Annotated in this window: 11 protein-coding genes; 3 read left to right on the top strand and 8 right to left on the bottom strand. The window is 70.2% G+C overall.

Annotation, left to right across the window (positions count from 1 at the left end; all coding sequences use genetic code 11):
• On the top strand, positions 1-1013 hold a 1013-nt coding region (locus tag AC1D1T_RS24830), incomplete at its 5' end, for an AAA family ATPase (protein ID WP_477992666.1).
• A 6-nt stretch (positions 1014-1019) separates the two neighbouring features.
• Here AC1D1T_RS24830 and AC1D1T_RS24825 read toward each other — a convergent pair.
• Positions 1020-2405 carry a hypothetical protein gene (locus tag AC1D1T_RS24825; RefSeq protein WP_477992665.1) on the bottom strand — a complete coding sequence of 462 codons (1386 nt, stop codon included), beginning with the start codon at positions 2403-2405 and terminating at the stop codon, positions 1020-1022.
• Between the two features lie 199 nt (positions 2406-2604).
• Between AC1D1T_RS24825 and nadB the strand changes: the two genes are divergently transcribed.
• A complete protein-coding gene (nadB, locus tag AC1D1T_RS24820) occupies positions 2605-4221 on the top strand; it encodes an L-aspartate oxidase (protein WP_465112551.1) in 1617 nt (538 codons plus the stop codon).
• On the opposite strand, the gene AC1D1T_RS24815 is transcribed toward nadB, so the two are convergent.
• The 5 genes from AC1D1T_RS24815 to AC1D1T_RS24795 all read right to left on the bottom strand — a co-directional run bounded on the left by AC1D1T_RS24815 (position 4218) and on the right by AC1D1T_RS24795 (position 8931).
• On the bottom strand, positions 4218-4505 hold the full coding sequence (locus AC1D1T_RS24815) for a late competence development ComFB family protein (RefSeq protein WP_047512023.1): 288 nt from the start codon (positions 4503-4505) through the stop codon (positions 4218-4220). The genes nadB and AC1D1T_RS24815 overlap by 4 nt on opposite strands.
• A 98-nt stretch (positions 4506-4603) precedes the next feature.
• Positions 4604-5479 carry a carboxylating nicotinate-nucleotide diphosphorylase gene (gene nadC, locus AC1D1T_RS24810; RefSeq protein WP_477825797.1) on the bottom strand — a complete coding sequence of 292 codons (876 nt, stop codon included), beginning with the start codon at positions 5477-5479 and terminating at the stop codon, positions 4604-4606.
• Positions 5476-6585: a quinolinate synthase NadA gene (gene nadA, locus AC1D1T_RS24805; protein ID WP_477844494.1), complete on the bottom strand. Its 1110-nt coding sequence runs from the start codon at positions 6583-6585 to the stop codon at positions 5476-5478. The genes nadC and nadA overlap by 4 nt, the downstream gene beginning before the upstream one ends.
• A gap of 65 nt (positions 6586-6650) precedes the next feature.
• Positions 6651-7922, bottom strand: a complete 1272-nt coding sequence (locus tag AC1D1T_RS24800; RefSeq protein WP_477825799.1) for a roadblock/LC7 domain-containing protein — start codon at positions 7920-7922, stop codon at positions 6651-6653.
• 178 nt (positions 7923-8100) lie between these two features.
• Complete coding sequence (locus AC1D1T_RS24795) at positions 8101-8931, bottom strand: AraC family transcriptional regulator (protein WP_465112555.1); 831 nt, start codon at positions 8929-8931, stop codon at positions 8101-8103.
• A gap of 112 nt (positions 8932-9043) precedes the next feature.
• Here AC1D1T_RS24795 and AC1D1T_RS24790 point away from each other — a divergent pair, with 112 nt between their 5' ends.
• Positions 9044-10276, top strand: a complete 1233-nt coding sequence (locus AC1D1T_RS24790; protein ID WP_477992664.1) for an MFS transporter — start codon at positions 9044-9046, stop codon at positions 10274-10276.
• On the opposite strand, the gene AC1D1T_RS24785 is transcribed toward AC1D1T_RS24790, so the two are convergent.
• A complete protein-coding gene (locus AC1D1T_RS24785) occupies positions 10233-10928 on the bottom strand; it encodes a hypothetical protein (protein WP_477992663.1) in 696 nt (231 codons plus the stop codon). The two genes, AC1D1T_RS24790 and AC1D1T_RS24785, sit on opposite strands and share 44 nt — an antisense overlap.
• A partial coding sequence (locus AC1D1T_RS24780) for a vWA domain-containing protein (protein WP_477992662.1) occupies positions 10915-11526 on the bottom strand: 612 nt, incomplete at its 5' end. The genes AC1D1T_RS24780 and AC1D1T_RS24785, both read right to left, overlap by 14 nt.

Below are 11526 nucleotides of genomic sequence, written 5' to 3'. Positions count from 1 at the left end.
GCCCGCAGCTGCTGCGCACGATGGTCGGTGCCGAGGAGATCGCCGAGGTGGTCGCGCGCGCGACCGGCATCCCGGTGTCGAAGCTGATGCAGGGCGAGCGCGAGAAGCTGCTGCAGATGGAAGGCAAGCTGCATGAGCGCGTGGTCGGCCAGGACGAAGCCATCACCGCGGTGGCCGATGCGATCCGCCGCTCGCGGGCCGGCCTGTCCGACCCGAACCGGCCGACGGGGTCGTTCCTGTTCCTCGGGCCGACCGGTGTCGGCAAGACCGAGCTGTGCAAGGCGCTCGCCGGCTTCCTGTTCGACAGCGAGGACCACCTGATCCGCGTCGACATGAGCGAGTTCATGGAGAAGCATTCGGTGAGCCGGCTGATCGGCGCGCCGCCCGGATATGTGGGCTACGACGAGGGCGGCTACCTGACCGAGGCGGTGCGCCGCAAGCCATACAGCGTGCTGCTGCTCGATGAAGTGGAGAAGGCGCACCCCGAKGTCTTCRACSTGCTGCTSCAGGTGCTCGACGACGGCCGGCTGACCGACGGGCAGGGCCGCACGGTSGACTTCAAGAACACGGTGATCGTGATGACCTCGAACCTGGGCTCGCACCAGATCATGCAGATGGCGGGGCAGGACCCCGAGGCCATCCGCGACGCGGTGTGGGCCGAGGTGAAGCAGCATTTCCGCCCGGAGTTCCTGAACCGCATCGACGAGACGGTGGTGTTCCATTCGCTGGACGCGAAGAACATCGAGGCGATCGCGAGGATCCAGCTGAAGGTGCTGGAGCAGCGGCTGGACAAGCTCGAGATGAAGCTCGACGTGTCACCGGCCGCACTGGCGGCGCTGGCCCAGGTCGGCTTCGATCCGGTGTTCGGTGCGCGGCCGCTGAAGCGGGCGATCCAGCAGAAGATCGAGAACCCGGTCTCGAAGCTGATCCTCGAGGGCAGGTTCGGGCCGAAGGACGTGATCCCGGTGGACGTGAACGGCTCGGAGTTCAGCTTCTCGCGCGTCGTGCACTGAACCGGGTCAGTCCAGCAGGTTGTCCATCCGGCCGACCTGCAGCCTGACCAGCGTCAGGTTCGCCTGCGCCTTGTCGAGCACCGCATGCAGCGCCACGCCGGGATGGTTGGGCACGGGGCGCAGCAGCAGGTGGTGCGAGCCGAGCGTGATGGCCGCCTCGGGCACCGCGTGGCCGAGGCCCATCGTGCGGGCGGTCGCGGTCATCGCGCCGATCAGTGCCGCGCCGTGGTGGGCCAGGATGTCGGGGGAGGGCCGCGCACCGGCATGCACCAGGTCCTGGCCGCTCGCGATGTCGAACACGCAGCAGCTGACCATGCCGGTCAGCTCGATCAACTGGTTCACGTAGCGCTGCAGCGGTGAATCCGGCTGGGTGGACGCCATCGGCCGGGTCGGCGGCATCGGCCGCATCGCCGTCGACGCGGGCGCGCCGACCGCTGCCTGCGGTGTCGGCGGCATCGGTGCATACGAGGTCGGATAGGCGACCGCCGGCGGTGTGGCCAGCGGCAGCGTCGGGGTCGGCGCGACCGGCGGGGGCACGGAGTTCGAGAATGAACCGACCGGGCGAGGCGCCATCGGCGGCATCGCCGTGGGCGCGGCCTGCGTGGCTTTCGCCGCCGGCCGCGGATTCCCCACGCCTTGCTCGCGCAGCTTGTTCCAGGTGCCGCTGATGAAGCCCCAGGCGTCGGCCGGGCGGGTCACCTGCGGCGTCGTGCGCACGTTCACGCCGGTGCCGCGGCCCATGTCGGTGCCGAAGCTCGCGAGCGTGGCGGTGGTGGCCGTCAGCGGCAGCAGCAGCATGTGCCGGTTGAACCACGGGCCGGTCACCATCGCCTCGTGCAGCGGCTTCAGCGTCGATTCGAGCAGGTGCGCCGGCAGCGCGCCGACCATCAGCACCGCCAGCTGGCTGTAGCCCATCAGCACGCGGGCCAGCGCCAGCCGCGCCGTGGTGTCGGCATCGGCCTGCGTGGTGTACAGCCGCAGCAGGCTGCCGTCGGTGCCGGGGAAATCGAGGAACTCCAGCGTCGCGAGCGGCGTGCCGTAACCCTGGCGGCGGATCACGAGCTTCTGCAGCGAGCGGTTGCTGGCGGCGGCCACGCCGGCCAGCAGCTTGCGCGACGACACGGTGCCCACGTCGTGCAGCGCGATGTAGTCGGGGTGCAGCAGCTCGAACTGCTGCTGCATCGCCTCGGCCGGGTCGCACGAGACGAACAGCTCGCGCTGGTCGGCGCTGACCTGGCGGCCGATGTCGCGCTGTTCTTCGGGAACGTCGTCCGCGTCGTCGCCGAGGATCTGGGTGGCCACCACGGTCTGCGCGCGCGTGGCCTGCCAGCCGTCGGCGGCGTCGCCCTGCGCGAATGCAGCGTCGGTGGAAGAAGGGGGAATGCTCGACATGGGGACTTGCTGCTGGGGATGAACCTGACGGGGCAGTGTAGGAGCTTGTTTCAGGATGTGACAGGGGCAAAGGTCGCAAAAAACCACGCCTTTCTCCGCCGACTTGGGGCTTGACGCGCGGCCGCGCATTTGCCATGGGCGCCCAGGGGTGCAGGGGGGCGCCGATAGAATCGCCCGTCTCCCACTCTGCGTCCGCCTCATGGCCTCGTCGCGCGCTGAAGCTGTTTCCTCCCTGCCGGTCGTGATCGTCGGCGCGGGCCTGGCGGGATTGACCGTCGCGCTGCACATCGCGCAGACCCGGCCGGTGGTCGTGCTGGCCAAGCGCAACCTCGACGAGGCCGCGACCGCCTGGGCGCAGGGCGGCATCGTCGGCGTGCTCGGCACCGACGACAGCATCGATTCCCATGTGCGYGACACGCAGGACGCCGGCGCCGGCCTGGTCGACGAGCACACCGCGCGCTTCATCGCGCAGCACAGCGCGCAGGCGATCGAATGGCTGGTCGAGCGCGGCGTGCCGTTCTCGCCCGATCCCGAGGGCCCGCTCGGCCTGCACCTGACGCGCGAAGGCGGCCACGCGGTGCGCCGCATCGCGCATGCCGCCGATGCCACCGGCAAGGCGATCCACGACGTGCTGCTCGCCGAGGTGAAGCGCCACCCGAACATCCGGATGCTCGAGCGCTGGATGGCGGTCGACCTGATCACCTCGCGCCACCTGAAGCGCGACGAGCTGCCGCGCTGCTACGGCATCTACGCGCTCGACATCGACCGCCAGCGCGTCGAGACACTGGCGGCGTCGGCGGTCGTGATGGCCACCGGCGGCGCCGGCAAGGTGTACCGCTACACGACCAACCCCGACACCTCCACCGGCGATGGCATCGCGATGGCGTGGCGGGCCGGCTGCCGCGTCGGCAACATGGAGTTCATCCAGTTCCACCCGACCTGCCTGTACCACCCGCAGGAGCGCAGCTTCCTGATCACCGAGGCGCTGCGCGGCGAGGGCGGCCACCTGCTGCTGCCCGACGGCACGCGCTTCATGCAGGCGCACGACCCGCGCGGCGAGCTGGCGCCGCGCGACATCGTGGCCCGCGCGATCGACTTCGAGATGAAGAAGCATGGCGTCGACTACGTGCTGCTCGACGCGACGCACCTGGGCGCGGCGTTCCTGAAGGAACACTTCCCGACGATCTACGCGCGCTGCCTGAAGCTCGGCATCGACATCACGACGCAGCCGATTCCCGTGGTGCCGGCGGCGCACTACACCTGCGGCGGCGTCGTCTCCGACCTGCACGGGCGCAGCGACCTGCCGGGGCTGTACGCGGTCGGCGAGACGACCTACACCGGGCTGCACGGCGCGAACCGGCTGGCCAGCAACTCGCTGCTGGAATGCGTGGTGCTCGGCAAGACCTGCGCCGACCACATCCTCGAGCACGCGCCGAGCGAGCAGCCCGAACTGCCGGACTGGGACGAGAGCCAGGTCGAGAATGCCGACGAGCAGGTGGTGATCGCGCACAACTGGGACGAGCTGCGCCTGCTGATGTGGAACTACGTCGGCATCGTGCGCACCACGAAGCGGCTGGAGCGGGCGCTGCATCGCATCGACCTGCTGCGCAGCGAGATCGACGACTACTACGCGAACTTCCGCGTCACGCGCGACCTGCTGGAGCTGCGCAACCTGGTCGATTGCGCCGAGCTGATCGTGCGCTCGGCACTGATGCGGCACGAGAGCCGCGGGCTGCATTTCAGCCGCGATTTCCCGCGCACGCTGCCGGTGAGCTTCCCCACCATCCTGGTGAGGCCGGCGACCAGCAAAGCTTAGTTTCTGGCCTTCATCGCGGTTCGCGCCAAGACGAACTGGAACGCGAAGTCGACCGCCTCGGTGATCGCCACCTCGATCGCGTGGCGCTCCTTCTCGCTCAGGTAGAACGAGAAATCGACCGCATGCCGGATGTAGCGCGGCGGCAGCCGGTTCAGCGCGACGCAGGCGATGTCGGCGAGCAGCTCGCTGCCGCTCAGGTGCGGGTGCTGGGTGGCGGCCGCGGCCACCGCCTCGAAGACGGCGCGCTCGTTGTAGTTGAAGATCGTGTCGAAGTCTGCGCTCATGGGGTCCGCCGTTCGGTCAGGATGTCCCGTCGACTGTAGTCAGTGCGGGCCGCGGCGACCATCCCGAGAGTGCGGCAAAAGTCCGCTCAGTTGCAGAGTCAGATCCGCTCCAGCACCCGCATCGAGTAGTCGGTCGCCCGCACGTCCTTTGTCAGACGGCCGATCGAGATGCGGTCGACGCCGGTCTCGGCGATGCGCCGCACCTGGTCGAGCTGCACGTTGCCCGAGACCTCGAGCAGCGCGCGCCCGCCCGTCACGGCCACTGCTTCGCGCATCAGCGGCTCGTCGAAGTTGTCGAGCAGCACGCTGGTGGCGCCGGCCTCCAGCGCCTCGCGCAACTGGGCGAGGCCTTCGACCTCGATCTGGATGTCGACGCCCGACTGCAGCGCCTGTGCATTGCGCAGCGCGGCGGCCACGCCGCCGGCCGCGGCGATGTGGTTCTCCTTGATCAGGATGCCGTGCCACAGCGCGAGCCGCTGGTTCTGCCCGCCGCCGATGCGCACCGCGTACTTCTGCGCCAGCCGCAGCCCGGGCAGCGTCTTGCGGGTGTCGAGGATCGCGCAGCCGCGCGGGTTCGGCGACGCGCCGGCGATCGCGTCGACATGGCGGCGCGTGACCGACGCGGTGGCCGACAGCAGCTGCAGGAAGTTCAGCGCCGGCCGCTCGGCCGACAGCAGCGCGCGCGCATCGGCCTCGATGTGGCAGACCAGCGTGTCGGGCGCCATGCGCGCGCCCTCGTCGACATGCCAGTCGATCGCGGCCTGCGGATCGAGTGCATGCACGCAGCCGTCGAACCAGTCGCGGCCGCACAGCACCGCGTCTTCACGCACCAGCACGCGGGCGCGCACGCGGCGCCCGGCCGGCACGAGCTGCGCTGTCCAGTCGCCGCGGCCGATGTCTTCGGCCAGCGCATCGCGGATGTTGCGCGTGCGGGCCTGTTCCAGCGTTTCGTCGAACTCGAAGGCGATCGTCATGCGGCACCGATGTTCCTGACCAGGCCGAGCTTCTGCGTGCTCGACGGGTTGGCCTTCACGAAATCGAGCATGCGGTCGATGCAGCCCAGCGCCTGGCTGCGAACCGGCTCGTCGACGTGGATCTCGCCGCTGCCGTGCTCCAGGCAGGCGACGACGCCCTGCAGCGCGTTCATCGCCATCCACGGGCAGTGCGCGCAGCTCTTGCAGGTGGCGCTGCTGCCGGCGGTGGGCGCCTCGATCAGCGTCTTGCCGGGCGCGAGCTGGCGCATGCGGTGCAGGATGCCGTTGTCGGTGGCGATGATGAAGGTCTTCGCGTCCATCTGCAGCACCGCGTTCAGCAGCTGCGAGGTGGAGCCGATCATGTCGGCCTGCGCGACCACCGATTTCGGCGACTCCGGGTGCACCAGCACCTTCGCACCGGGGTGCTCGGCCTTCAGCAGGTCGAGCTCCAGGCCCTTGAACTCGTCGTGCACGATGCAGGCGCCGTTCCACATCAGCATGTCGGCGCCGGTTTCTTCCTGGATGTAGCGGCCGAGGTGGCGGTCGGGCGCCCACAGCACCTTCTCGCCGCGGTCTTTCAGGTGCCGCACGATCGCGAGCGCGCAGGAGCTGGTGACCATCCAGTCGGCGCGCGCCTTCACGGCGGCGCTGGTGTTGGCGTAGACGACGACCTTGCGGTCGGGGTGGGCGTCGCAGAAGCGCGCGAAATCGTCGGGCGGGCAGCCGAGGTCGAGCGAGCAGGTCGCGTCGAGGTCGGGCATCAGCACGCGCTTGTCGGGGCTCAGGATCTTCGCGGTCTCGCCCATGAAGCGCACGCCGGCGACGACCAGCGTCTTGCTCGGGTGGTCGCGGCCGAAGCGCGCCATCTCGAGCGAATCGGCGACCAGGCCGCCGGTCTCGAGCGCCAAGTCCTGCAGGTCGCCGTCGACGTAGTAGTGGGCGACCAGCACCGCGTCGTGCTTCGCGAGCAGGGCCTTCGCGCGCGCCTTGTGGTCGGCGCGGCCGGCCGGCGTCAGCGGCTCGGGCACCTTGGCCCAGGCGTGCGCGGTGCAGGTGGCGCCGGCGCTGTCCTGCAGGGGGTAGTCGAAGAGAACTTCTTGGCTCATGTCCAGTGGCTGCATCCGCAGACGTGCTGCGATCCCGGCATGGTATCCAAGCTTCGCAACCCTTCTCAGGACAGGCTTTGTTCCGCCTCCATCAGCTTGTAGCGCGCCAGCGCCAGGTTGCTGCGCTGCTTGTCGAGCAGCGCGAACAGGAACAGCCCGCTGTGCCGCGACAGCGAGCGGATCAGGTGGTGGCGCGTCGGCGTGCTGGTCATGATCTCCTGCACCGCGTCGGCCAGCCCCATGTCGCGCGCATGGCGGTCGTGCACGCGCAGCACCTGGGTGCAGGCGGCGGCGGCCAGCTCGATGTCGACCGGGTGCTCCTCGCGCACCTTGTGCGTGACGACCAGTCCGGTCGCGGTGTCGACGACGGCGCAGCCCATCAGGCCGTCGACCTGCAGCATGCTGTCGAGGGCATGGGCGGCGCGCTGCGGATCGAGCACCGCGCGCACCGGGGCCTTCGTGACGGCACTGCTCTTGATGGCGGTGCCGGGCGATGCGGAGGCCGAGGCGGCTGCGGCGTCGAGGTCGGCCACCTTGATCGGGAAGCCGTCCGGCCCTTGCACCGAGGCGATCGCGGCCACCGGCGGCGGCCCCCACACCGGCTCGGTCTTCACGCGGTTCCACTGGCCCAGCAGTGCATTCCACACCGCCGACGCGCTCGACAGCGATTCGTTGAGCACCTGCACCTTGAGCCGCTGCGGCCACTGGATCATGCCGATCTTGTTGGCGATCCACACGCCGCTCGGCGGCAGCATGAAGAGCAGCGTCGGGCAGCGCCAGCCGGGCTGGTTCACCGCGGCGTACAGGGTGTTGAGCATGCCGTCGACCGCATGCGGCTGCATCGCGCCGACGATCACCGCGGTCATGTGGCTGCGCTCCATCAGCGCGATCGGGATCGCCGCGTTGTCGGGGCCGGGTGCGCGCACGTCGGCGTGGTAGATGCGCAGCAGGCCTTCGTCGCGGCGTTCGAGCGTGGTGCGCTCGATCATCGCGAGCGTGCGCAGCGTGGTGTGCTCGCGCAGGTGCAGCCGCTCGATCGGCCGACCGCTCGCATCCGACAGCGCCTTCACGACCGCGCCGGCCCACACGCCGGTGGGGTCGTGCAGCGCGATGTGGCGGGTGGCGGTTTCGAGGTCGGCGCGGGTGGCCGCGAAATGCTCGCGGATCGCCTGTGCCGCCGAGCCGGTGACGACCAGGTCGCGCAGGTGGCGATCGACCATCTGGCCCTGGTCGTTCACCTCGGTGGCGACGCTCTCCATGAGGGAGGTGGCGGCGAAGCCGGGCTGGCGATCCTCGGGTTGGTCGCCGCGCAGGTCTCCGAACAGCGATGACAACATGGGTGCTCCCGGCAGTTGAGTCCGGCCCAGTCTAGGGGGATGTTCGCGTCCGGACATCCCCAACTTGGCTACCCCCTTGCGGGGGGAGGTGAATGACGGCCCCTCTGTCGATGAGTACATCGACCGATCCCCCGAGGGGATGCGGGCCGGCCTGGGGCGGCCCGGCGCTCGGCCCGTTTCAGCTGAAGAAACGGCTCGGCGGCGCCCCCACCGAGCGCCGCACCATCGCGCTGAACGCGCTCGCGCTCGCATAGCCCAGCTCGGCCGCGATCACGCCCATCGGCTGCTTGCGCGCCGCCATCGACAAGGCCTTGGCCAGCAGCACCTGCTGGCGCCACTGGACGAAGGTGGTGCCGAGCTGCTGGCGGAACAGGCGCGCGACGGTGCGCGGGCTCGCGCCGGTGTCCCTGGCCCAGCCGTCGAGCGTGGCGTGGCGTGTCGGATCGTCGAGCACCGCCTCGCACAGCGTGCGCAGCCGCTTGTCGGCCGGCAGGTCCACGCCCAGGCGCACCGGGCGGGCCCGGCGCAGCTCGTCGAGGATCAGCGCGGAGAGCCGCTGCTCGCGCTGCAGTTCGCCGGCGCCGAGCGGCGGGCCGCCGCCGTCGGGCTGCACGTTCATCTCGAGCACCAGCGCGCGCAGCAGCTCCGACACCTCGAGCACCCGGCACTGCCGCCACGGCGCCTGCTCGCCCGGCGCGACACCCGGGCCGCTGCGCCCGCGCGGCTGCAGCAGGTACAGCGTGCGCAGGTCGGCATCCTCGACGACGCTGACGGCGTGCTCCATGCCAGCCGGGATCCACAGCGCGCGTGACGGCGGCACGAGGTAGGTGCCATGCTCCATCGTCAGCCGCACGACGCCGGTGGACGACAGCGCGACCTGCGCCCACGGGTGGTCGTGCGGCACGACGCGGGTGTCGGTGCCCAGGTGGTGCTGCTTCGCGCGCAGCGGCCGCTGCGGCGTCGGCATGTACAGGTGGGGGGTGAGCGGGCCTATCGGTGGMGTGCTCATGGTGGTGTGCTCATGGTTGGCAGGATCTCGACAAGGATTGACAGGCTATCGCAATCCGGCCGCCTCGTCACTGCCTACCATCGGGGCTCGATTCCACCTGCCGAACTCCTGCATGAACACCCTGGCCGCCCCGGCACCCGCCTTGCGCAAGGACGCCACCGTCATCGGCCTGGTCGGCTTGGCGCACAGCATCAGTCACTTCAGCCAGCTGCTGCTGGCGCCACTGTTCCCGYGGCTGAAGGATGCATTCAACGTCGGCTATGCCGAGCTCGGGCTGCTGATGTCGATCTTCTTCGTCGTCTCGTGCATCACGCAGGCGCTGTCGGGCTTCATCGTCGACCGCTTCGGCCCGCGGCCGATCCTGTTCGCGGGCCTGGCGCTGCTGGGGCTGGCGGCCTTCGGCTTCTCGATCAGCACCAGCTGGTGGATGCTGGCGGCGTTCTCGGTGCTGGCCGRCATCGGCAACGGCGTGTTCCACCCGGTCGATTTCACGCTGCTGAACCGCAAGGTGCACCCGTCGCGCCTCGGCCACGCGTTCAGCGTGCACGGCATCACCGGCAGCCTGGGCTGGGCGCTGGCGCCGGCGATGCTGGTGCCGCTGACGCTCGCGTACTCGTGGCGCGTCGCGCTGGCCTGCGCCGGCGTGCTGGCGTTCGCGGTGCTGATCGTGCTGTGGTTCAACCGCGAGAAGCTGGCGCTCGACGACATCGCGGCCTCGCCCAAGGCCGCCGCGGCGAAAGCGGCGGCCGGCGGCAGCCTCGATTTCCTGTCGATCCCGGCGGTCTGGATGTGCTTCGCGTTCTTCTTTTTCTATGCGATGGCGCTGAGCGGCGTGCAGGCCTTCGCGCCCGAGGCGGYGCGCCTGCTGCACGAGGTGCCGACGCAGCTGGCGGCCGTCTGCCTGACGGTCTACATGGTGTGCAGCGCCGGCGGCATGGTGGTCGGCGGCTTCCTCGTGACCGACCCGGCGCGCTGCGAGCGCATCGTCGGTGCCGGCTTCGGCGTGGCCGCGGCGATCGCGCTGGTGGTGGGCTTCGCCGAGATCCCGGCGCTGGCGGTGCCGGTGCTGTTCGGGGCGATGGGCTTCGCGGCCGGCATCGCCGGGCCGTCGCGCGACCTGATCGTCAAGCGCTCGGCGCCCGACAACGCGACCGGCCGCGTCTACGGCGTCGTCTATTCGGGCCTGGACATCGGCCAGGCGATCGCGCCGCTGCTGTTCGGCACGCTGATGGACTGGCACCGTCCGGCGCAGGTCTGGCTGGGCATCGCGGTGGTGCAGGGCGTGCTGATCGCCAGCGCCTTCAATGTGCGGCGGGTTCGCCGGACGGTGCTGGTGGCGGCCTGAGCTCGCGCGACAGCATCTGCGAATGCGCGAGGAAGGCCTGGGCGTCCTGTGCCGCCAGGTCGTCCGCGAGCTGCGCCACGTTCGCCTCCAGCTGCGCCAGGGTCTGCGCGAAGGTGTCGAGCGCGGTCTTGCCGTTCGACAGCGTGCGGGTGCGGGCATACGACGGCGGGATCGACAGGTAGGCGTTCAGCGCCTCCGGCAGGTGGACGATCGCGATGCGGCGCGCGTCGAAGCCGTCGTCCAGCGACAGGTGGCCGCGCGAGCGCTCCCACTGCCGGCGCAGCGCGTCCAGCGCCTTGCACAGMTCCAGCACGCGCGTCTGCAGGCTGGCGGGCAGGCGGTCGTCGGGGTTGTACTGGGTCAGCCCGCGCACGCCCTGCAGGGCACGCTCCATCGCCTCGCGCGTGTCGCCGTCGTCGCTGAACTGCAGGGCCTCCCAGCCGGGCCGCGACAGCGTCGGGAAACCCAGCCACAGCCCGCCGACGACGAACCCGGCCGCGTAGCCGAGCACGGCCACCGGCAACGCGGCGTTGCCGAGCAGGCCGAACCCCTTCAACACCAGCGCGATGCTCGCGAGCGCGAGGCCGATCCAGTTCGGCGCCGACGTGAGCACGCCCAGCAGGCGGCTGCCGAGCGAGCTACTGGTAGGCACGGATGTCCTTGAACACGCCGTACAGCGGCGTCTTGCGCGCATCGAACAGCCGGCCGCCGGTCACCTTCACCAGTTCGCGCAGCTGCTTCTCGTTGGCGTCGCCGAACAGCACCATGAAGACCGGGATCGAGCGGGCGTCCTCGGGCAACTGCTCATAGTCGCGCCTGAACTCCTCGAACGTGCGGCCCTTGTTGTTCTCGCCGTCGGTGAACGCCACCACCGAATACTGGTAGCCGGGGTTGCGCTGCTTCTCGTCGGCCATGTTCTTCAGCGACTTCAGCACCGCGTCGAACAAGGCGGTGCCGCCGCGCATGTTCAGGCCGGCCGCGAAGGCCCGCACCTGCGCCAGCGCCTTCTGCTTGGCCTCGCTGTCCTCGATCACCTGCACGCCGCGGGCGGCCGGGGCGCCGGCCGGGATCTCGAAGCGCTGCAGGTCGTACGGGTTGTCCGAGAACGGCTGCATCCACAGCCGCTCGCGGTTCGTCAGCCGCGCGATGCGCCCGGTCAGCGAGCGGTCGACGCCGGCGATGTAGTCGAGCGCCTGGATCAGCTGCTGCTGGCGGCCGTCGCGCTCCATGCTGCCGCTGGTGTCCAGCAC

The organism is Rhizobacter sp. P2_H3 (assembly GCF_056403355.1).
This window is presented reverse-complemented; position numbering and strand designations above follow the sequence as displayed.

What these genes read in the sequence shown, in the direction of transcription:
- AC1D1T_RS24825 (WP_477992665.1), bottom strand. Translation starts at nt 2,405, where the DNA reads ATGTCGAGCATTCCCCCTTCTTCCACCGACGCTGCATTCGCGCAGGGC.
- AC1D1T_RS24815 (WP_047512023.1), bottom strand. Translation starts at nt 4,505, where the DNA reads ATGAGCGCAGACTTCGACACGATCTTCAACTACAACGAGCGCGCCGTC.
- nadC (WP_477825797.1), bottom strand. Translation starts at nt 5,479, where the DNA reads ATGACGATCGCCTTCGAGTTCGACGAAACGCTGGAACAGGCCCGCACG.
- nadA (WP_477844494.1), bottom strand. Translation starts at nt 6,585, where the DNA reads ATGAGCCAAGAAGTTCTCTTCGACTACCCCCTGCAGGACAGCGCCGGC.
- AC1D1T_RS24800 (WP_477825799.1), bottom strand. Translation starts at nt 7,922, where the DNA reads ATGTTGTCATCGCTGTTCGGAGACCTGCGCGGCGACCAACCCGAGGAT.